16 protein-coding genes are annotated in these 20,636 nt (G+C 69.0%); 8 read left to right on the top strand and 8 right to left on the bottom strand.

Annotated elements, in window-relative coordinates:
* Position 1: 1 nt before the first annotated feature.
* Positions 2–1,018: an autoinducer 2 ABC transporter substrate-binding protein gene (locus ED92_RS36550; protein ID WP_369797474.1), complete on the bottom strand. Its 1,017-nt coding sequence runs from the start codon at positions 1,016–1,018 to the stop codon at positions 2–4.
* A 260-nt stretch (positions 1,019–1,278) separates the two neighbouring features.
* On the opposite strand from ED92_RS36550, the gene ED92_RS36555 reads away from it, so the two are divergent.
* Positions 1,279–1,707, top strand: a complete 429-nt coding sequence (locus tag ED92_RS36555; RefSeq protein WP_200882794.1) for a DUF4396 domain-containing protein — start codon at positions 1,279–1,281, stop codon at positions 1,705–1,707.
* Between the two features lie 140 nt (positions 1,708–1,847).
* On the opposite strand, the gene ED92_RS36560 is transcribed toward ED92_RS36555, so the two are convergent.
* From ED92_RS36560 to ED92_RS36575, 4 genes are all read right to left on the bottom strand, one after another.
* Positions 1,848–3,068, bottom strand: coding sequence for a glycoside hydrolase family 88 protein (locus ED92_RS36560; RefSeq protein ID WP_037346570.1), 1,221 nt, complete (start codon positions 3,066–3,068; stop codon positions 1,848–1,850).
* Between the two features lie 93 nt (positions 3,069–3,161).
* Positions 3,162–4,547 (bottom strand): FAD-binding oxidoreductase, encoded by a 1,386-nt coding sequence (locus tag ED92_RS36565; protein WP_037346571.1) that lies wholly within the window; start codon positions 4,545–4,547, stop codon positions 3,162–3,164.
* 269 nt (positions 4,548–4,816) lie between these two features.
* Positions 4,817–6,037: a hypothetical protein gene (locus tag ED92_RS36570; RefSeq protein ID WP_037346573.1), complete on the bottom strand. Its 1,221-nt coding sequence runs from the start codon at positions 6,035–6,037 to the stop codon at positions 4,817–4,819.
* Between the two features lie 135 nt (positions 6,038–6,172).
* Entirely contained in the window at positions 6,173–9,124 is a 2,952-nt protein-coding gene (locus ED92_RS36575; RefSeq protein WP_152611099.1) for a BTAD domain-containing putative transcriptional regulator, read from the bottom strand.
* A gap of 143 nt (positions 9,125–9,267) precedes the next feature.
* On the opposite strand from ED92_RS36575, the gene ED92_RS36580 reads away from it, so the two are divergent.
* Both ED92_RS36580 and ED92_RS36585 read left to right on the top strand, forming a co-directional pair.
* Positions 9,268–9,924, top strand: coding sequence for an SH3 domain-containing protein (locus ED92_RS36580; RefSeq protein WP_037346577.1), 657 nt, complete (start codon positions 9,268–9,270; stop codon positions 9,922–9,924).
* A 43-nt stretch (positions 9,925–9,967) separates the two neighbouring features.
* Positions 9,968–11,539, top strand: coding sequence for an alkaline phosphatase (locus tag ED92_RS36585; RefSeq protein ID WP_037346580.1), 1,572 nt, complete (start codon positions 9,968–9,970; stop codon positions 11,537–11,539).
* Here ED92_RS36585 and ED92_RS36590 read toward each other — a convergent pair whose 3' ends face one another.
* Entirely contained in the window at positions 11,540–12,544 is a 1,005-nt protein-coding gene (locus ED92_RS36590; protein ID WP_037346582.1) for a helix-turn-helix domain-containing protein, read from the bottom strand.
* Positions 12,545–12,688: 144 nt separating this feature from the next.
* A complete protein-coding gene (locus ED92_RS36595) occupies positions 12,689–13,849 on the bottom strand; it encodes a glycoside hydrolase family 105 protein (protein WP_037346583.1) in 1,161 nt (386 codons plus the stop codon).
* Between the two features lie 238 nt (positions 13,850–14,087).
* On the opposite strand from ED92_RS36595, the gene folP reads away from it, so the two are divergent.
* Positions 14,088–14,954: a dihydropteroate synthase gene (gene folP, locus ED92_RS36600; RefSeq protein ID WP_037346586.1), complete on the top strand. Its 867-nt coding sequence runs from the start codon at positions 14,088–14,090 to the stop codon at positions 14,952–14,954.
* Between the two features lie 62 nt (positions 14,955–15,016).
* Here the strand turns inward: folP and ED92_RS36605 are convergent, their stop codons facing one another.
* The gene (locus tag ED92_RS36605) at positions 15,017–16,537 is read right to left on the bottom strand and encodes a sensor histidine kinase (protein WP_152611100.1); all 1,521 of its coding nucleotides are present in this window, start codon (positions 16,535–16,537) and stop codon (positions 15,017–15,019) included.
* A gap of 217 nt (positions 16,538–16,754) precedes the next feature.
* Here ED92_RS36605 and ED92_RS36610 point away from each other — a divergent pair, with 217 nt between their 5' ends.
* The 4 genes from ED92_RS36610 (at position 16,755) to ED92_RS36625 (ending at position 20,518) form a co-directional block, all read left to right on the top strand.
* Positions 16,755–17,816 carry an ABC transporter substrate-binding protein gene (locus tag ED92_RS36610; protein WP_037346589.1) on the top strand — a complete coding sequence of 354 codons (1,062 nt, stop codon included), beginning with the start codon at positions 16,755–16,757 and terminating at the stop codon, positions 17,814–17,816.
* A 16-nt stretch (positions 17,817–17,832) separates the two neighbouring features.
* Positions 17,833–18,615, top strand: coding sequence for an ABC transporter ATP-binding protein (locus tag ED92_RS36615; RefSeq protein ID WP_037346592.1), 783 nt, complete (start codon positions 17,833–17,835; stop codon positions 18,613–18,615).
* Positions 18,602–19,495: an ABC transporter permease gene (locus tag ED92_RS36620; RefSeq protein WP_037346594.1), complete on the top strand. Its 894-nt coding sequence runs from the start codon at positions 18,602–18,604 to the stop codon at positions 19,493–19,495. The genes ED92_RS36615 and ED92_RS36620 overlap by 14 nt, the downstream gene beginning before the upstream one ends.
* A gap of 90 nt (positions 19,496–19,585) precedes the next feature.
* Complete coding sequence (locus tag ED92_RS36625; protein ID WP_037346597.1) at positions 19,586–20,518, top strand: acyl-ACP desaturase; 933 nt, start codon at positions 19,586–19,588, stop codon at positions 20,516–20,518.
* Positions 20,519–20,636: the final 118 nt, after the last annotated feature.

Raw genomic sequence — 20,636 nt, forward strand, 5'->3', positions numbered from 1 at the left:
GTCAGTACTTGAACTGGTCCACGTTCTCGCGCGTGATCAGGAGCGGGTCGCCCAGCAGCAGGGTCTTCTTGTCTTCCTCGTACTTGATCGCGGGGAGTTCGAGGTTGACCTTGTTCGACGGGCCGGGCAGTTTGCCCTCGGCGATCTGCTTGCCCGCCCAGGCGGTGAGGTAGCCGAGCGATTCGACGTTCCACAGCACCGAGAGCGACGCGGAACCGTCCAGCAGGTACGGCTTGATCGCCTGCGGGGTCCCGACGCCGACGGTGAAGACGCGGCCGATCTTCTGCTGCGAGCGGACCGCTTCGGCGACGCCGGGTGCGGACGTCGTGCATTCGCCGACCAGGCCGGTGAGGTCCGGGTACTTGGTCATCAGCTGTTTGGCCAGCGCGGTGGCGTTGTCCTTGTCCTCACCGGCGTAGACCGTCTCGACGAGCTGGGCATGGGGGTACTGGGTAGCGGTATAGGCACGCTGAACGGCGATCCACGCGTTGAGGTTCTCGGCGGTCTCGCCACAGGAGACGATCGCGTACTTGCCCGCGTTCCCCATCTTCTTCATCAGTGCGTCGGTGAGCGCCTTGCCGATGCCTTCCGAGGTCGCCTGATTGACGAAGAGCTCGCGATCGGTGCCTGGTGCGTCGGTGTCCGAAGTGATCACATGGACGCCCTTGGCCCGCGCGTCGGTGATCGCGGGAGCGATCGCCCTGGGATCGTTCGGCGCGATCGCGATGACGTCCACCTGCTGGTCGACGAGGCCGCGCACGATCGAGACCTGCGCCGCGGGGTCCACCGTGACCGGACCGGTCGAGGTCCATTCGACACCGAGCTGCTTGGCCGCGGCCCGCCCGCCGGTGTTCATCGCCTCGAAGTACGGGATGCCGGCGACCTTCGGCACGAACGCGATCCGGATCGGCCTGGCCGCCATGCCCGCCGGCTCTTCGTCGTCGCATCCGGCCAGCCCGAACACCATGCCCAAAACGAGCACAGTGGCAACGACGAGCGTCTTCGTCGGCCCTCGCATCTCCACCCCATAGTCACGGAACCATCTGAACCAGCCGATCGGTCTACGCGCGGTGGAGACCTCCGGCGAAACTAGGGGTCTCCGGTTACCCCGGTCAACCGGATGAGCGCAAAGGGTTACGGAAGTGAGTTCATCGACCTGGGGCGATTACCCAGTCGGCCTTCGGGGGTGACGGTGAGCGACGACTCGCCCTGCGGTCAATACGGGCGGGGGGTATGGTCTCCCGTATGGACGACGCAAGGCATGGAGCAAGCTGGTCGATGGCGGTGTCGGCGACCCTGCACTGCCTCACCGGCTGTGCGATCGGTGAGGTCCTCGGCATGGTCATCGGCACCGCGCTCGGCCTCGGCAACCTGGCGACGGTCATCCTCTCGGTGGTGCTCGCCTTCGTCTTCGGTTACGCGCTGACCATGCGTGGCGTGCTGAAGTCGGGGCTGCCGTTCGGCGCCGCGCTCAAGGTGGCGCTGGCCGCCGACACCGTGTCGATCGCGGTCATGGAGATCGTCGACAACGCGGTCATGCTGGTGGTGCCGGGCGCCATGGACGCCGGGCTCGGCACCCTGCTGTTCTGGGGTGCGCTGGTGTTCTCGCTGGCGGTGGCGTTCGTGCTGACGGTGCCGGTGAACAAGTGGATGATCGGGCGCGGGCTGGGGCACGCGAAGGTCCACGCGCACCACGGTGGTCACTGAGCCGTTCTTCGGCGCTCCCGGTTACACCACTGGTCACGCGCGGCCGCGCCGGAACGCGTTGCGAAAGCCACTTTCGCAACCTTCAACGTTGCGAAAGTGGCTTTCGCAACACCGCGCCGCAGCCGGAAAGCCCGCCCGGCTCAGACGCTCGACAGATCGATGGTCCGGTCGATCTCCCGCGGCATCAGCACCCGCAGAATGCCCTCCAGCAGGTAGTAGTCGCCGTACGGCAACGAAACCTCGACACCGTCCTCGGCCCGCCGGTTGCGCGTGCCCCGCGCCATGATCGCCTCGGCCTGCGTGGATTTCGCGGTCAGGCACGTGTCGCACAGCGCGGTGAGGATCCGGATCGCGGCTTCGCGGTACTGCGGCCGGTTCGCCACCTTCGCCAGGTCGAGCAATCCGCACGCCATCACGGCCCCGGCGGAGGAGTCCTTGATGTCGTACGGCGCCTGCGGTGCGAGGTAGTCCCACACCGGCACGTTGTCCGGAGTCAGCGCGCGCAGCGCGAAGTCGGCCAGGCGTCGCGCGGTCCGCAGGAACAGCGGATCCCCGGAGCGCCGGTACATGGTGGTGAACCCGTAGATGCCCCAGGCCTGACCGCGCGACCAGCACGACGTCGGGCTGTAGCCCTGCACGGTGTTCGGCCCGATCTCGCCGCCGGTGTCCGGGTCGAAATCGAAGACGTGCGGGGTCGAACCGTCCGGGCGCACGAAGACCCGTTCGGTGGTCTTCGCGTGTGCGACGGCGATGTCGAGGTACTTCCGGTCTCCGGTCTGCTGGCTCGCGAAGGTCAGCAGATCCAGGTTCATCATCGTGTCGACGATGACCCGGCCCGCGTTGCCCGGCGTGCCGAGCGCGCCCCACGCCCGGATGAACCGGCCTTTTTCGTTGTAGCGCTGGATAAGCGACACGGCCGCGTTGAGCGCGCCGGCCCGCCACTTTTCGTCGCCGGTGAGCCGCCAGCCGGTCACCCACGACGGGTAGAAGAGGAATCCGAGGTCGTGATCCCTGGTCTCGTACTGGCGCGGCGCGAGCTTTTCCGCCGACGTCATGGCGAGTGTGCGGAATAACGGATCACCGCTGTAGATCGAGGCGAGCCACAAAGTGCCCGGCCAGAATCCGCCGATCCAGCCGCCGTTCTGCGAATAGGTCCATTTCTCGAATCGGGTGATCTCCGGAAAGGCCGTGACGCCGGGGGCGACGGCCCGCAGCTTGGTCACCGCGTAATCGGCCGTTCGGCGGAAAGTGCTTAATCCGTCAGCTTCTTCCCCCGCCGCACGGGCGGCCGGGGTGATCGTCGTCGCCGCGACGGCGGCACCGGCAGCGGTGGTCAAGAGGGTTCGCCGGGAAACGTTCACAATGCCCGCCATTCGTCAGTGGGAACGCGTCACGGGAGTTTCGCACGACGATTACGGACTTGTGAAGACCATTCATGGTTGTGAATAGACGCGTCACTCAGCGGGACGGATGTTCGCGTTGTGGTGGAACACGTTGTCCGGGTCGTACACCGCCTTGATCGCGGCCAGCCGCGCGTACTTCTCCGCGCCGAACGCCGTGCGCACGCGATCTTCGTCGTATTCGTTCATGAAGTTGAGATAACCGCCGTAGTTGTTGGAATGCGGCAGGAGTTCCTCCCACAACGACCGCACCCAAGCCCGGTCGGCGGCCAGGAGTTCCGGCGTCGGCGCGGTCGCCGCGAGGCCGATGACGAACCCCGGCGTCCGCGGCCCGCCGAACGCGGTCGCGTCGTCGGGCACCGTCGAGAACGTGTCCTGCAACGGCACGATCGGCATCACGGTCGTCGGCGACGCCTTGTCCGGCAGGCGAGCGGCGATCACGTCGATGACCTTTTCGGACAGTGACGAGACATAGAGCGACTTCTCGTAGGCGAGGATGCCCCGGGGCGCGGTCGGGTCGAGTAGTTTCTGCAGCTCCGCGTAGGGCATCGGCGTGACGAGTTCGAACGCCGTGGGCAGCCCGCCTCGGATCCGCTCGACCAGCCGCTCGTGCCGTTCGGGGCCGTCGAAGCCGGCGACGACCAGCGCGAGTCCCGGCGCGAAGTGGTGCTCCGGCGGGACGAACGGCGCGGGCGGCGCGGTGATCCCGACGAGCATGGAACCGGTACCCGGCGGCAGCGTCGCGATCACGTCCTTCGCGAACCGCATCGCGTCGGGCGCGTCCGCCAGTGTCCAGAAGAACAGCCCGACCTCGGCGAGACCGACCCGGTGCAGCCGGAACTCGAATTCCGTGACCACGCCGAAGTTCCCGCCACCGCCGCGCAAGGCCCAGAACAGATCCGGATGCTCTGCTTCGGACGCCCGCAGGATCCGGCCGTCGGCCGTGACGATCTCCGCCGAAAGCAGATTGTCGATCGTGAGCCCGTGTTTCGCGGTCAGCCAGCCGAAGCCGCCCCCGAGGGTGAGACCGCCGACGCCGGTGTCGCTCACCGTGCCGCCGACCGTCGCGAGCCCGTACCGCTGCGTCGTTTCGTCGAGGTCGGCCCAGACGGCGCCGCCCCCGGCCCGCGCGGTGCGGGCGTCGGGATCGACGGTGATCCGGCGCAGCCCGCCGAGGTCGATCACCAGACCGTCGTCGGCCACGGCGGACCCGCTGAAACTGTGCCCGCCACCGCGAACGGTGATCTCAAGACCCTTCTCGCGGCCGAAGGCCAGCGCGGTGACGACGTCTTCGCGGGTGGCGCATTCGGCGACCACCGCCGGACGCCGGTCGATGTCGCCGTTCCACACGGCGCGGGCGGTGTCGTAGCCCGGATCGGCGGCGGTGACCACCGTGCCGGAGAGCTTTTCGCGCAACGTGGTCGTTTCGGGCGGATTCATGGGGACCCCCTCAGGTCGTGGCTACCGCAAGTCTCGATGGCGGACGCCGCGGCCCAAGGTCCTCACGAGCGGGAAAAGGGGCGGACGAAAGGGCGAAGGCCCGGCGTTATGGGGTACGCCGGGCCTTCGCGATCTGTGTTCGACCTATGAACCCGCGACCGCGATCGACGTCGGCAGGGCGCGGCCTGGCATCTCGGGTCACGACGAGTGGCAGGGCGCCCTGCCACCGCGATAGCGGGGCCTTCGGCCGAAGCGGGTTCAGGAGTGCGTCAGCACTTGGGTGCCACCGGCAGATCCGAGCCGGTCTGCAGGTAGGTGTCGGAGATGTAGTGTCCCGGCCCGATCCGGTCCCAGATGTTGCTGGTGCCGAACTTGCCGGTGACGGTCTCGCCCTCGACGTAGCATTCGATGTTGACCTTCGCGTAGTTCGCCGCGAGGCCCTTGATCGCCGCCGAGGTGCTCGCCGAAGCGCGGACGTTCATCGGGTCGCCCGCGGTGCTGACGACGCCGGTCGGGCCGGAGCCGGTCCACAGGTAGGAGACGTTGACCCAGCCGTTGTCCGTCATCTTCAGGCCGTCCCAGAAGGTGCCGTCCGCGAGGTCGATACCCGCCGGGTTGGCCACCTTGCGGCCGAACTCGTCCTTGCCGCCGTTGTAGCCGTCCTGGTACGCGGCCTGCGCCTCGGGCTTGCCCTGCGGCAGGTTCTTCCACATCTGGCGGGTGGCCGACGGGTTCCAGTAGTCGTCCTTGGTGTTCCACGGGCCGACGTCCCACACCGGCGCGTATTCGCAGCGGCTGTTGTCGGTGCGGCAGATGCGGACGGTGTAGTTGCCGGTGTTCTTCGGCGCCAGGCCGCGGCCCGAGGGGAGGGCGACGAAGTGGTCGCGGGACTTGATCACGTGCCCGTTGGCGGTGGTGCCGCCGACGAGGCCTTCGCGGGTGCCGTAGACCTTGTACGTCAGCGGGGCAGCGGCCGCGCCGATCGCGTTCACCTGCGGCGCGAGCTCACCCAGGAGGGTGACGTCGCTGACCTTCGCGGTCACGCCGTCGTTGACCGTGCGCAGTCCGACGCGGACCTGGACCGTGGAGACCGAAGCGGACAGCTGGGCGCCACCGTCGGCGGGAGTCCACTCCGTCCAGTCCTGGGAGTTGAGCTTGCCGCGGACGTCGACCTCGACCTCGGTGCCCTTCGGCGCGTCGGCGGTCACCTGGGCGGTGACGCGGTTGACCGGCTTCCCGAGCTTCTGCTCGGCCAGCAGCAGGTAACCCTGGCTGCCGATGGAGTCGGGTTTTCTGTGCCAGGCGGCGTTTTCCAGGCTGAGCACACCGCCGTCGCTGCGGACGTTGACGTCGTCGCCGTCCACAGTGGACAGGTCGGCGCGCCAGCTTCCTTCGGGCGCGGCGTTCGCGGGGCTGGCGGCGAGCGCGGTGACCGCCCCCATGGCCAGCACGGCCGCCATCACCCGGCGGGCCTTCACGGTCCGGACCATTCCGGTCTCCCTTCGAGCACTCTCGGTTGCTACGAAGGGAGCTTCGCCGGGGGCTGTACACGATCGATACAAACGCAAGTCGGCACCCGATCGCGGTGCGTGAACACCGCGCTCAGGTGCCGAAAGGCGAAACGGTCAGGCGCTCGCGGAGTCGTTGTAGGACGCTTCTGCCGACTCCTGAAGGCGCGAAGCGAGCGCGGATTCCTGCGGCCGTGCGGAGAGTTCCCGCCACAACGCCAGCGCGCGTTCCGAATAGGTCCGCGACCGCTCGGGCTGGCTCAGCGCCTCGTGCAGTTCGCCGAGCAACTGCGACACCTCGGCCTCGGATCGGCGATCCCCGTTCCGCCGGTGCACGCTCAGCGAATTGACCAGCAGCAGTTGCGCGTGCGCCAGATCGCCGCTGTGCAGGTACAGCTCGCCGAGATTCTGGTTCGCGTAGCCGACGCAGTGGTCGTCGCCGAGTTCGTTGAAGAGGGCGATGGCGCGGTCGACCCACTCCCGCGCGCCCGCGAGGTCGCCCTGGTGCTGACGCAGCATCGCGAGCCGCTTCAACGCGTGCGCCTCCCGATGCCGGTCCCCGATCCGGGCGGACTGTTCGAGGGCCTCGGTGAACCAGCGTTCCGCTTCGGCGAACCGGCGCCGCGCGAGCCACACCGCACCGATCGCGATCCGCGCGAGGGCCTCGCCATGCGGGTCGCCCGCCGCCGAGAACTGGTCGAGCGCCGCGTGACAGTGCTCCAGCGCGACGGTGTCCTCGCCCTTGATCCGCAGCACCGTGCCGAGCCCGGCCAGCGCGATCGCCGCGCCCTGCGCGTCGCCGACCTTGTCGAACAGCAGCTGCGACTGCTCGAACGCGACCAGGGCCTCGGCGTAACTGTCCTGGTACAGCTGGATCTGCCCGAGGTTGCGCTGGATGATCGCCTCGCCGCGGACCTCGCCGGACCGCCGGGCGGCGGCCAGCGCGACGGCGTGCGTCTGCAGCCAGTCGTCCTGGTGACCGCGCTGGTCGAAGTACGGTGCCAGCGCGGCGGCGAGCCGCCAGGCCAGCGAATCGAAGCCGAGGTCGGCGGCCAGCGAGACGGCGGCGACACAGGTGTGCCGTTCGGCGGCGAACCACGCGGCCGGATCCTCGATCAGCCTGCCGGTCCCCCGGGGGAGCGCGGGCTGGGCCGCGGTGTCGTCCCGGTAGAGGCCGAAGAAGTGGATCGGCAACCGGTCCGCGGCCTCGACCGCGAGCGCGAGATAGCCCTCCAGCACCCGTTTCGTGGCGCCGTGCGCCTTCGCCGGGACGTCCTGCGCGCGGAGTTCGAGCGCGTAACACCGCAACAGGTCGTGCAGGCGGTAGCGAGGCTCGCCGGTGGTGTCCGAGCCGCTGAGCTCGACCAGATGGGCGTCCACCAGCACGTCGAGGACGTCGTCCCCGTGTTCGCGGCCGAGCAGGGCCGCGACCACCCAGCCGGGGAACTGCACCGAGCCGAGCCCGCCGAGGCCGCGGAACGCGGTCGCCGCCGACATGGGCAGCAGGTCGTAGCTGAGGGTGACGCTCGCCCGCACGGCGAGATCGCCGACGCGGAGTTCGTCCAATCTTCGTCTCTCGTCCCGCAGCCGGTCCGCCAGCACCCGCAACGTCCAGCCCGGCCGGTGGGTCAGCTTCGCCCCGGCGACCCGGATCGCCAGCGGCAGATACCCGCAGTGACGCAGGATCGCGGTCGCGCACTCCGGCTCCGCGGCGACCCTCTGGGCACCGACGATGCCTTCGAGCAGCTTCGCGGCCTCGGCTTCGGGAAGGAGCTCGACGTCGACCGGGGTCGCCCCGGCCAGATCCGGCATCCGGATCCGGCTGGTGATCAGCACCGCGCACGACCCCGCGCCGGGCAGCAGCGGCCGGACCTGCGCCGCGCTGCCGGCGTCGTCGAGGACCACGCACATCCGCATGGTCGACAGCCGGGACCGCAGCAACGCCGCGCGTTCGGGAAGATCGCGCGGCAGCCCCGCGTCGGGGACGCCCAGCGCGCGGAGCAGCTCGGCGAGCACCGTCATCGGGGGCCGGGGCGAGGACGACGTCCCGGCGAGGTCGACGTGCAGCTGACCGTCCGGGAAGTCGTCCCGGACCGCGTGCGCCACCCGGATCGCGACGGAGGACTTGCCGATCCCCGGCGCCCCGGAAAGCACCGCGATCGCCGGCTTCCCCTGTTCGCGGCGCTCGCGGAAGAGACCGACGAGCTCGCCGACCACGTCGTCGCGGCCGGTGAAGTCCGGCAGGTCCAGCGGCAGCTGGCAGACCGGCGCCATCGGCCGGGTCAGGGCCGCGGACACCGCGTCCTGGGTCGCGGACGGCGTGAGGACCAGCGAGGCCCGCAGCTCCCTCAGCCGCGGGCCCGGTTCGGTGCCGAGCTCCTCGGCCAGCACCTTCTCGGCCGTTTCGTAGGCCTCGATCGCGTCGGCCGTGCGGCCGTCGGCCCGCAACGCGACGATCAGCTGCTGCCAGAGTTCCTCGCGCAGGGGATGCTCGGTGACCAGGCCGCGCAGTTCGGCGACGGCCTCCGCGGTCCGGCCGAGTTCGATCCTCGCCCGCAGCCGCTGTTCCTGCACCGCCAGCCGCAGTTCCGACAGCCGCGCCACGGTCGCGCCCCAGCCGTGGTCGTGGGGGAGGCCTTCGAGTACTTCCCCGCGCCACAGGGCTTCAGCCTGATCCAGCAGGTCGAGAGCGGATTCGGCCTCGCCGCGGCCGAGCGCGTCCTGCGCGCGGGCGGCCAGTTCGCCGAACCGGATGTGGTCGATCTCCTCGGGCGTGGCCTTGAGGATGTAGCCGGACGCCCGACTCCCGATGCGCTCCCCGAGCGCGGGGTCGTGGTCGGCGAGGCGTTTGCGGAGTGAGTGGACGTAGGTGCGGATGTTCGCGGCCGCCGACCGGGGAGCCGACGAAGGCCACAGGACCTCGATCAGCAGTTCGGTGGAGACGACGACGTTGGGCTGGAGCAGGAGAGCGGCCAGCAGCAGACGGGGTTTGGGGCCGCCGAGCGGCACCACCTGCCCGTCCACCGCCACTTCGAGCGGACCGAGAACGCGAAACCCGAGAATAGTCACCTAAACCGCCAATACGGCAGGAGCCCCATATCCGCCGATAATATTGCCGTCCCGCCATGGTTGGCTAGATCCATTCGCATGCATGTGCAGACACCGGTCGGTGTTTGTACGTGACGTGTACGACCCCGGTCGACCCTGCGGTCATGAAGCGTTCAAGTGTCCGGCGGCTTGCCGGTTTCTTTCTCGTGCTGGTGACGGCGGGCGCCTTGGGCCTCGCCGGAGCCACTCCCGCGGTGGCCGCGGCCACCGGGACCGTGAAGACGGCGGGTGATCCGCTGAACGTCCGCCGCGCCCCGAGCACCTCCTCGACCGCGGTGCGCACGGTCGCCAACGGCGCCACGGTGACCATCGACTGCCAGACGATCGGGACCTCCGTCGCCGGCCCGCTGGGCACGACGACGTTGTGGGACTACGTTCCCGCGCTGGGCGGTTACATCTCGGACGGTTACGTCTACACCGGTTCCGATCAGCGCATCGCGCCCGACTGCGGAGTCGGTTCCGGCAGCGCCGAATGTTCGACCGGCGTCTGCGCGGGCGAGGGGCAGTTCCGTTCGTCGGACGCTCATTTCCTCGTCTACGACAAGGACGCCGACGGCAAGTCCGCCGTGGTCGCCTACTGGCTGAAGGGCGGCGCCGGCCCGTTCTACGTCTGGGCTTCCGGCGGCAACGGCACCCACGTCGACAAGGCCGTGCCGGTCGCGAAGGGATCGTGGGTCTATTACAAGGTCTGCGTCGCCAACGCCGCCGCCAATCCGACGCTCGAAGCCTGTAGTGGCGGCATCACCGATTACGCCGCGTGAAATCCCTCCCCGTTCTTTCCCCACTTCGAAAGGTTGAATTTTCATGGGCCAGGTGAATCGGCGGGCGGTACTCCTCGGCGGTGCCGCGGCGGTTTCGGCGGCGGCGTTGTCGTCGACGGTGCCTTCGTGGGCGAACGCGAGAACGCTGGCGGCGGCACCCGCCATCCACGATCCGTTCCAGCTCGGGGTCGCCTCGGGTGATCCGCTGCCGGACAGTGTCGTGCTGTGGACGCGGCTCGCGCCCGCCCCGCTGAACCCCGACGGTTTCGGCGGGATGCCGGACGCTTCGTACACAGTGGACTGGGAGCTCGCGAACGACCAGGCGTTCACCTCGATCGTGCAGCGGGGCACCGCGACCGCGGCCCGCGCCTCCGGGCACAGCGTGCACATCGAACCGGTCGGACTCGAGCCGGGACGTGAATACTTTTACCGGTTCAAGACCAGCGGCTACATCTCGCCGGTCGGCCGGACCAGGACCGCTCCCGCCGCCGGTGCCGCGGTGAACCAGCTGAAGTACTGCTTCTCCTCGTGTCAGCACTGGGAGGAAGGCTGGTACCACTCGTACAAGGGCATGCTGGCCGACAACCCCGAACTGGTGCTGTTCCTGGGCGACTACATGTACGAGCGGAAATCCGGCCGTGCCGCCGCCGAGCGGAATCCGCGCAGGCTGGCCTTCACCGAGGACGTCACGACCCTCGCCCAGTACCGCGCGCGGCACGCCCAGCACAAGACCGACGCCGACCTGCAGAACGCGCACGCGATGGCGCCGTGGATCGTGGTCTTCGACGACCACGAGGTGATGAACAACTGGAACGGCACCACCAGCCCGGCCACCGCGGACCGCAAGGCCGCCGGATTCCAGGCGTTCTACGAGAACATGCCGATCCGGTCGACCGCCAAGCCGAGCGGCGCGTCGATCCGCCTGTACCGCCAGTTCACGTGGGGGAACCTCGCCCGGTTCCACATGCTCGACACCCGTCAGTACCGCAGCGTGCAGGTGCCCGACCCGTCCGGTTCGACGGGACCGGCGTGCACCGACATGCGGTCGACGTCGCGCAGCATCCTCGGCACCACACAGGAAGCGTGGCTGCTGAAGGCATTGGAGACGCAGCCGGCGAAGTGGGACTTCCTCGGCCAGCAGGTCTTCTTCGCCACCCGTGACGGCGACGGCAACAAGGCGACGTGCGAGAGCCCCGACTCCTGGCAGGGTTACGAGGCTTCGCGCGACCGGATCGCGAAGGGCATCGTGGACCGCAAGGTGCCGAATCCGATCGTGCTGACCGGCGACGTCCACCGGCACTGGGCGGCCGATCTGCGCCGCGACTACTTCAACCACAGCGACCCGGTGTTCGGTTCGGAACTCGTGACGACCTCGGTCACGAGCAACAGCGACACCGCGACCGACCCGTCGTCGACGTGGCTCTCGAACAACCCGCACATCAAGTACTGCCGGGGAAAGCGCGGCTATGTCCGGGTGACGGCGTCACAAACCCAGATGCGGGCGGATTTCATGACGGTTTCGGACACCACCGAGTACGACTTCTCGAAGGTGACCTTGGCCGCGGACCGTTCGTACGTCGTCGAGGCGGGCAAGCCGGGACTGCAGCGGGTCTAGTCAGGAGAGCAGGTCCACCAGCGCGTCACCGCGAGGAGTCCGGACCACCAGGACGACCTGGCCCTCGCGGTGCCGCTGGATCAGCCCCGCCGAAACGAGCTGTTCGCAGTGGTAGGTCGCGGTGCTCGCCGCGCACGACAGCAGATTCGCGATCTCGCCCATCCGGGCGGGTTTTCCCAGATGCCGCAACAGTTTCGCGCGGTGGGCGCCGACCACCAGGTCGAGCCCGTCGACACCGGGGACCGGTTCGGTCTTGCCACCGTCGAGCAGACCGTCGAGCCCCGGCAACGGGTAGCCGATCCAGATGGCGTCCTCTTCGTCGAAGTTGGACACCACCGAACGGCTGCCCGCGAGCATCGGGACGAGGATCAGTTTGCGGCCGCGGGTGGTGTATCGCGCAGGCTCGGCGTCTGGCAGCAGGAGACATCCGTTGCTGAACCGGAAATGGGGTCGCAGCAGGCCGAGTACCGCGTCCGTCCCACCGCGGACGGAGGCGACGCCGATGCGTTCGATCTCGCGGTCGAGCAGGGGCCGGGCCTTGGTCCAGAGATTTTCGGTCGCCAGCCTGGTCGCGGTGAAGGCGTCCGCGAGCGAGGCGGCCCAGCGTCTCGGCTGGTCGGCGGCCTGCCGCCACTGTGCGGGCAACCGGTCGCCGAAGACCTCTTCCAGGCCTTTCAGCACGTCGGCCTCCGGCAGTTCGCGCAGCATCTCCGCCTGTGCGGCGGCGGAGGAGTCCGCGCCGGGGCTGATCGGGACGATGAAGTCCGGTTGCACCGAAGTGCCGCGGCGGGCGAGGGCGCTCGCCGCGCGGTATCCCTGCTCCGGGATCGCCGAGCCCACCTGACGGCGCCAGGCGGCGGGCAGGCCGCGGTCGTACCCGCCGACGACCTCGACGAGCATCGAAACCAGTGAGATGTGCGGGGAAACCGTCACACCGACCGGGATCGTGCTGGTGTCACCGAGTTCGAGCCGGGTATAAGAAGCCGGGGGCGGCGTCTCGCGCATCCGGTCGTCCCTCCTGGGAGTGGGCGTCGCAGCACGCGATGTTAGCGCCTCCGGTCAATACCCGGCACCCGCCCGGAAACCGACCGAAGGACGCTTTCCCCAGCTCGGAAGCGGGGAAGGCGTCCTTCGGCCGGTGCGGCGACCTCAGCGGGCGAGTTGCTCATTCATGATGAGGAACGCGCCGAGACCGTGGAAATCGTTGGTGTTGCGTTTACGCGCGTAGTAATACGCGGTGTCGCCGACGTTGGTGCCTTCGGAAATGTTCGCGATATCGGTCAATCCTTCGGGATTGGTCGAAACCTGGGACAGCACCCCGCGGTACCCCTTCGCGGCCACAGGCCCGTACTCGGGGCCGACGTAGCCGCGTTGCACCGCGCGGGACAGCAGGAACGTGTACATCGCCGAAGCCGAGGTCTCCAGCCAGTTGTCCTTGTCGCCGCCCCGGTCGACGACCTGGAACCAGCGGCCCGAAGCCCGGTCCTGCCAGCGCCGGTAGCCGGCCGCGAGGAATCCGACGATATCCACGAGACGACGCCGCCGCGGATGGTCGCGGGGAAGGATTTCGAGGAGGTCGATCGCCGTCATCCCGAGCCAGCCGATCGCCCGCCCCCAGTGGTACTTCGAATGCCGTCCGGCGCCCGAAGCCCACGGTTCCGAGCCGTCCTCGTCGTAGGCGTGGTAGAGCAGGCCCTTGGCGGGTTCCTTGAGGTGGTCGAAATAGACGCTGACGTTCTTCGCGGCCTCTTCGTAGCAGTAGCCGGCATCGCCGAAGGTCTTGCCGTACAGGGCGAGGAACGGCTGCGCCATGTACACGCCGTCCGCCCACAGCTGCCCGACCCTGCTCGTGGCGTGGAACATCCCGCCGTCGGACGTCCGGGGATAGGACGGGAAGCGGCCACGCAGCTGCTCCGCCGCGGTCTTGTACTTCGCCTGCCCGGTTTCGGTGTACAGCAAGGGGAACATCTGCCCGGAGCGCATCGCGTCCAGATTGGTGAACCCGTTGGAAATACCGCTGTCGGTGATGAATCGGTCGTACCACGCGAGGATGTAGTCGAGGTAGGACTTCTCGCCGGTGCGCCGGTACACCAGGTACTGGCCGTAGAGGTAGAGACCACGGGTGTAGCCCCAGCCGCCGAGCGTGGCCGGGGTGTGGCGTTTCATCGTCGAGTCGACGACCGCACGCGACCAGTCCACCGGTGCCGCGGTGGCCACGCCGGGCAGGGTGAGCGCGCCGAGGGCGCCCGCGGTTCCCGCCAGCACGGTGCGTCGCGAAAGCCGTGCCGCGCGAAGAGGATCCGGTGTCATTCGAGGTCCTTCCTGCGCCGGGGAACCGGGAGAATGAGTGGCCGGGACGCCGATCCGCCGTCCGTCGCCATCCCGGCCGAACAACGTCTACCCGCGTGTTCGACGGCGAGTCAAGAGAGATCCGATCTCTTACGTCATATATCAGATATGCCACTCGAATGGGCGCTCCCGGTCGCCGGGACGGTCCCGCTGGGCGGCACTTTCCGTCCTCTGGCCCGCGCTCGCCTACGATCGGTGCGTGAACGAGCTGACCTTCCGCGGGCGCCGCGTCGCCAGGGACCGCGCCCTGGTCATGGCTATCGTCAACCGGACCCCCGATTCGTTCTACGACAAGGGCGCGACCTTCTCGGATCCGGACGCGCTCGCCGCCGTCTCCAGGGTGGTGGCGGAGGGCGCCGACATCGTGGACATCGGCGGGGTCAAGGCGGGCCCCGGCGCGGACGTCGACGTCGAGGAAGAGATCCGACGGGTGGTCCCGTTCGTCGAGCGGATCCGGGAACTGCATCCCGACCTGGTGATCAGCGTCGACACCTGGCGCCACGAGGTGGGCAGGCGCGCGGCGGAGGCCGGCGCGGATCTGATCAACGACACCTGGGCGGGCGCCGATCCGAAACTGGCCGAGGTCGCCGCGGAATTCGGCACCGGCTACGTCTGCTCGCACACCGGGAACGCCGTCCCGCGCACCCGCCCGTTCCGGGTGCGCTACCCGGACGTCGTCGCGGACGTCGTCGCGGAGACGACGGCCCACGCCGAAGCCGTCGTGGCGCTCGGTGTCCCGCGTGAAGGGGTGCTGATCGACCCGACGCACGACTTCGGCAAGAACACGTGGCACAGCCTCGCGCTCCTGCGGCACGCGCGGGAACTGGCGGACACCGGCTGGCCGGTGCTGATGGCACTGTCCAATAAGGACTTCGTCGGGGAGACACTCGGCGTGGAACTCGCGGAACGGGTCGACGGCACCCTCGCCGCGACGGCCTGGGCGGTGGCCGAAGGGGCGAAGGTGTTCCGGGTGCACGAAGTGCGGCGTACCCGGCATGTTCTGGAGATGGTCGCGTCGATCCAGGGTGTGCGGCCGCCGGCGCGCGCGATCCGCGGGCTCGCTTAGCCGTCAGTCGGTCGCCGGCGCGAGTCGTCCCTGCAAACACGCGCGCCGGATCGCGGCAGGGGCTAGGCGTCCAAGGGGATGACGGCCGAAACCGTGGTGCCCGAGCCGGGTTCGCTCGCGACGGTCAGTTCGCCGCCGAGCGCGCGGACCCGGTCACGGAGGCCGTGCAGCCCGGAACCGCCGCCGAGGTCGGCCGTGCCGACGCCGTCGTCGTGGACGTCCACCCGCAGGCCGTCCTCCCCGACGCGGATGCACACCCGGACCTGCTCGGCTTGCGCGTGTTTCAACGCGTTGGTGACCGCTTCCGAGACGACGAAGTACGCCGTCGCCTCGACGGCGCCGCTGAGCCTGGGCACGTCCGCCCCCGCGAGGTCGACGGCGATCGGGACGCGGTCCAGCAGCGACCGGACCGCGGGGATCAGCCCGGCCTCGGTGAGGATCGGGGGCCGCAGTCCGCGCGCGAGTTCACGCAGTTCGGTGACGGTGGCCTGCAGTTCGTCGATCGTGCCGGTCAGCAGGGTCGCGACGGCGGGGGTGAGGTCGTCCCCGAGCCGTCGTTCCGCCATCCGCAGCAGCAGTACGACGCTGACCAGGCGTTGCTGTGCACCGTCGTGCAGGTCGCGTTCGACCCGTCGCCGCTCGTCGTCCGCGGCGGCGACGATCCGGGCGCGGGAGGCCTGGACCTCGACGAGACGTTCCTCCAGTTCCGCGGCCAGCCGCTGGTTGTCCAGCACGAGCCCCGCGGCGGCGTTGAGCGCGTCGATCGACCGGCTGTCCTTCCACACCTCGTCGTCCTGCACGAGCGCGGCCAGCCCGGAGCCGTCGCGTTCCAGCAGGAGCCGGATCATCTCCGCGTTGCCGACCCGCGCCCGCAGCACCCCGATCAGGAACGTCAGCGGCCACAGGCAGAACGAGATCCGGTAGACGTCCAGCAGCGGTTCGGAGAACGGGTGCCCGGAGCCGAGCGCGCTGCCGACCGTGGTGCTCACCGCGCCGACCACGGCGATCGCGAGGACGGGGGAGAGCAGCCGCCGCTGCGGAAGCCGCCCGGCGAGCCAGCGGTAGAGCAGCACCACCACGACCCCGCCGCCGATCAGCGCGCCGACCAGCTCCAGCAGCCGTTTGACCAGCTGTTCGGCCTCCGGCGAGGCGGCGACCGCGGCGAGGTTCCGCGGATCGTCGTTGACCAGCAGGCCGAGGACGGCCGACCCGAAGACCACGGCGTACGCGGAGAACGCGAGGATCCGCTCCCCTCGGGACCGGAGTTTCCCGTGGGGGAAGGCGAGTACGAGATGCGCGATCACCGGACTGGACGCGGCCGGGAGCGCCAGGCCGAGGGTGTGCGTGAGCGGCTCGTCGGAGAACTGGAGGTCCTCGGTGAACAACGCGAGCCCGGCCAGCGCGATGAGCAGGCCGATGGGGTTCGAGGCCCGGCGCACGTGCGCGACGGCGCCGGCGAGGAGGAAGAGGAACCCCGTCGTGGACGACAGGGTGGTGTCGAGCACGGTGTGCGTGCCGTCGGCGATCTTGAGCGTCGTCGCGACGACGCCCATGCCGATACCGGCGGTCAGCACGCCCGCCATTGCGACGGTCCGAGGGTGCGTCACCACTAAGCGTGATTCGTCCGTTCGGCCCGGACCGTTACACCGGTCCTGATATGTGGAACACCTGTTCCGCCAGGTGTCAAGGATTCTCAGCATCTTTCCCGTCATTCGGATGGCGATGCAGTCACGTGGGTGAACATGCGACTCTCGCGCCACCACCCGAGCCGAAGTCGTACCCTCCGAAAGGCGACCTTCCGTGAGCACCCACCACAGAACCCGTTTGCTGGCCGCGGCCTTCGCCGCCTTGACCTTGGCTGGCGGGATCGCGGGGTGTTCACGTGCGGACAGCGGCGCCGCCCCGGCGGAGCAGAAGAGCCAGGGCGCCGCGGCCGAGGTGCGTGTCGGGTACTTCCCCAACGTGACGCACGCGCCCGCGCTGATCGGCGTCAAGAACGGCTTCTTCGCCAAGGAAATCGGCTCGACGAAGCTCACCACGCAGACGTTCAACGCCGGACCCGAAGAGGTCAACGCGCTGCTCGGCAACTCGCTCGACATCGCCTTCATCGGCTCCGGGCCCGCGATCAACGCCTTCACCAAGTCCAAGGGCGCCATCCAGCTGGTCTCCGGCGCGGTCACCGGCGGCGCGCAGCTGGTGGTGAAGCCCGAGATCACCGCTCCCGAGCAGCTCACCGGCAAGAACATCGCGACACCGTCGCTGGCGAACACCCAGGACGTCGCGCTCAAGAAGTTCATCGCCGAGAAGAAGCTGCCCGACGTCAAGATCACCAACCTCGAGAACCCGAAGACGTTCGACGCCTTCAAGAAGGGCGAGCTCGACGGCGGTTGGCTGCCCGAACCGTGGTCCTCGCGGCTCGTGCTGGACGCGGGCGCGAAGGTCCTGCTGGACGAGAAGAACCTCTGGCCGGAGGGCAAGTTCCCGACCACGGTCGTGATCGTCCGCAGCGAGTTCCTGCAGCAGCACCCGGAGACCGTCACCGCCATCCTCAAGGGTGAACTCGCCGCCATCGAGTGGGCGAAGACCAACCCCGCCGAGGCGAAGAAGGTGGTCAACGGAGAACTCAAGGCTCTCGCGGGCAGCACACTGAGCGAGGCCGTCCTCGATCGCGCGTTCTCCGGTATCGAACTCGGCATCGATCCGGTGGCGTCGACCTTCACCCAGCTCGCCCAGGATTCGGTGACCGCGGGCGTGGTGAAGTCCGCGGTGGACCTCAAGGGGTTCGCCGATTTCGGCCCGCTCAACGCCGTGCTCAAAGAGCAGGGCAAGCCCGGCGTGAACGCGCCCGGGCTGACGAAGTGACCGGAGGGGATCAGCGATGACGACCACCTTGGAGCCCGGCTTGTCCACCGAGGTCGCCGTGCGGCTCGACGGGGTGCGGAAGGCGTTCGGGCCGACCGGCCGCGCCGTCGTGGCCCTCGACGGGATGGACCTGACGGTCGCGCCCGGCGAGTTCGTCTGTCTCCTCGGCGCCTCCGGCTGTGGCAAGAGCACCCTGCTGAACCTGGTCGCCGGCCTCGACCAGCCGACGTCGGGCTCGATCACGCTCGAAACCTCCCGGCCCGCGGTCATGTTCCAGGAAGCCGCGCTGATGCCGTGGCTGACCGCGGCCCGCAACGTGGAACTGCCGCTGCGGCTCGCCGGTTTCGGCCGGGCCGAGCGCCGCGAGAAAGCGGCCGAACTGCTCGAACTCGTCCGCCTCGGCGGCGCGGGCGACAAGCGGCCGCACGAGCTGTCCGGCGGGATGCGGCAGCGTGTCGCGCTCGCCAGGGCGCTGGCCGCGACCCTGCGCGTCGGCGGTGACGCGGAGCAGTCGCTGCTGCTGATGGACGAGCCGTTCGCCGCGCTCGACGCCATCACCCGCGACGTCCTGCAGGGTGAACTGCTGCGCGTCTACCGCAGCACCGGCACCTCGGTGCTGTTCGTGACCCACGACGTCCGCGAGGCCGTCCGGCTGGGCCAGCGGGTCGTGCTGCTCTCGTCGCGGCCGGGCCGGGTCGTGCGGGAATGGCGCGACGTCCAGGCCTCCGACGCCGAAGAGCTGACCCTGGAGATCACCGGTCACCTCCGGGAGGTGATCAGTACCCATGCCGCGGCTTGACCGCCCTGAAGCCGCGGTGGAAGACGCCGACGAGGCCGTCGGCGCGGGACTCGATTCGCTCGACACCCCGACCGGGGAACGCCGGGAAAGCCGGGGCAAGCGGTTCCTGCGCGGCTTCGTGCCGCCGGTGGTCTTCCTGGCGCTGCTGGTCGCGCTGTGGCAGGCGCTCTGGGCCGCCGCGTTCTGGCCGGAGGCGATGCTGCCCGCGCCGCTCGCCGTGTGGGACGAACTCGTCGGCATCACCGTCGACGGCGAGATCTTCGAATTCGTCTGGACGTCGGTGCACCGGGCGGCGCTGGGCTTCCTGATCGGCGTGGTCATCGGGACCCCGCTCGGCCTGCTGGTGGCGAAGGTCCGCATCGTGCGCGCCGCGGTCGGGCCGTTCCTGACCGGGCTGCAAAGCCTTCCGTCGGTGGCGTGGGTGCCGGCGGCGATCCTGTGGTTCGGGCTGAACGACGCTTCGATCTACTTCGTGGTGTTGCTGGGTTCGGTGCCTTCGATCGCGAACGGCCTCGTCTCGGGCATCGACCAGATCCCGCCGATCCTGCCGCGCGTCGGACAGGTGATGGGCGCGAACCGGCTCTCGTCGGCAAGGCACATCCTGCTGCCCGCCGCGTTGCCCGGATTCCTCGCCGGGCTCAAACAGGGCTGGGCGTTCTCGTGGCGTTCGCTGATGGCCGCCGAGCTGATCGCGCTGTCCCCGGCGCTGGGCAAGGGGCTCGGCGCGTACCTCAACGAGGGCTCGTCGTTCAACAGCATGGAGGCCGTGATGTCGGCGATCTTCCTGATCCTGCTGGTCGGCGTCGGTATCGAGCTGCTGGTGTTCCGTCCGCTGGAGCGCTCGGTGCTGCGGGCGAGGGGGCTGACGGCCTCGCTGTAAGTCGTTCATCTTCCGGAGGTGGCAAACCTACGACACCGTAAGTTACGGTGTCGTAGGTAGCGTTTTCCGTACCCTGGAAGGACGAAACGCATGGCGGTCCCCGAAACCACCCGGCTGATGCTCGAGCTCGAGGGGACGGTCGAGGAGAACCTCAACCGGCATCTCTCGGTCGCCAAGGAATGGATGCCGCACGAGTACGTGCCGTGGGACGAGGGACGGAACTTCGCCGATCTCGGCGGCGAGGCGTGGGATCCCGAGCAGTCGCGGGTGTCGCCGATCGCGCGGACGTCCCTGGAGGTCAACCTCCTCACCGAGGACAATCTGCCGAGCTACCACCGCGAGATCGAGCGTGCCTTCGGCCGCGACGGCGCGTGGGGGACGTGGGTGCACCGCTGGACCGCCGAGGAGGGCCGCCACGGCATCTGCATCCGCGACTATCTGCTGGTGACGCGTGCGGTCGATCCGGTCGAGCTGGAGCGTATGCGGATGCAGACCATGGAGACCGGCTACGACAGCGGCGATAAGGCGCTGCTGAACGTCTTCGCGTACGTGTCCTTCCAGGAGCTGGCGACGCGGATCTCGCACCGCAACACCGGGAAGTACACGCAGGATCCGTTGTGCGAGAAGCTGCTCGCGCGGGTCGCGATGGACGAGAACCTGCACATGCTCTTCTACCGCAACCTGGTGCAGGCGTCGCTGGAGCTTTCACCCGACGCGATGATGCGCGCCATCACCGACGAGGTCGTCCAGTTCCAGATGCCGGGCGCGGTGATCCCGAGCTTCGTGCGGAAGGCCGCGCTGATCGCGAAGGCGGGCATCTACGACCTGCGGATCCACCACGACGAGGTGATCTGGCCGCTGCTGCGGCAGTGGAAGATCTTCGAGCTCGAAGGGCTCGGTGAGGTGGGGGAGAAGGCGCGGGACGAACTCGACCAGTTCCTGAAGGCCCTCGACACCCAGGCGTCACGTTTCGAAGAACGTCGCGCGGCCGCCGAGGCCCGCTCCGCCGCCCGTCGCGCGTGATCGGAGCCGTCACTCGCGTGATCAGAGGCGTAACTCGCGTGATTGGAGCCGGATCACGGAGTTACGCCTTCGATCACGCGAGTTACGCCTCCGGACACGCGTGATCCGCCTTCAATCA

This window comes from Amycolatopsis sp. MJM2582 (assembly GCF_000754115.1).
GTDB classification, from domain to species: domain Bacteria; phylum Actinomycetota; class Actinomycetes; order Mycobacteriales; family Pseudonocardiaceae; genus Amycolatopsis; species Amycolatopsis japonica.

What these genes read in the sequence shown, in the direction of transcription:
- ED92_RS36550 (WP_369797474.1), bottom strand. Translation starts at nt 1,018, where the DNA reads ATGCGAGGGCCGACGAAGACGCTCGTCGTTGCCACTGTGCTCGTTTTG.
- ED92_RS36555 (WP_200882794.1), top strand. Translation starts at nt 1,279, where the DNA reads ATGGCGGTGTCGGCGACCCTGCACTGCCTCACCGGCTGTGCGATCGGT.
- ED92_RS36565 (WP_037346571.1), bottom strand. Translation starts at nt 4,547, where the DNA reads ATGAATCCGCCCGAAACGACCACGTTGCGCGAAAAGCTCTCCGGCACG.
- ED92_RS36570 (WP_037346573.1), bottom strand. Translation starts at nt 6,037, where the DNA reads ATGGTCCGGACCGTGAAGGCCCGCCGGGTGATGGCGGCCGTGCTGGCC.
- ED92_RS36580 (WP_037346577.1), top strand. Translation starts at nt 9,268, where the DNA reads ATGAAGCGTTCAAGTGTCCGGCGGCTTGCCGGTTTCTTTCTCGTGCTG.
- ED92_RS36585 (WP_037346580.1), top strand. Translation starts at nt 9,968, where the DNA reads ATGGGCCAGGTGAATCGGCGGGCGGTACTCCTCGGCGGTGCCGCGGCG.
- ED92_RS36590 (WP_037346582.1), bottom strand. Translation starts at nt 12,544, where the DNA reads ATGCGCGAGACGCCGCCCCCGGCTTCTTATACCCGGCTCGAACTCGGT.
- ED92_RS36595 (WP_037346583.1), bottom strand. Translation starts at nt 13,849, where the DNA reads ATGACACCGGATCCTCTTCGCGCGGCACGGCTTTCGCGACGCACCGTG.
- ED92_RS36605 (WP_152611100.1), bottom strand. Translation starts at nt 16,537, where the DNA reads ATGGCGGGCGTGCTGACCGCCGGTATCGGCATGGGCGTCGTCGCGACG.
- ED92_RS36615 (WP_037346592.1), top strand. Translation starts at nt 17,833, where the DNA reads ATGACGACCACCTTGGAGCCCGGCTTGTCCACCGAGGTCGCCGTGCGG.
- ED92_RS36620 (WP_037346594.1), top strand. Translation starts at nt 18,602, where the DNA reads ATGCCGCGGCTTGACCGCCCTGAAGCCGCGGTGGAAGACGCCGACGAG.
- ED92_RS36625 (WP_037346597.1), top strand. Translation starts at nt 19,586, where the DNA reads ATGGCGGTCCCCGAAACCACCCGGCTGATGCTCGAGCTCGAGGGGACG.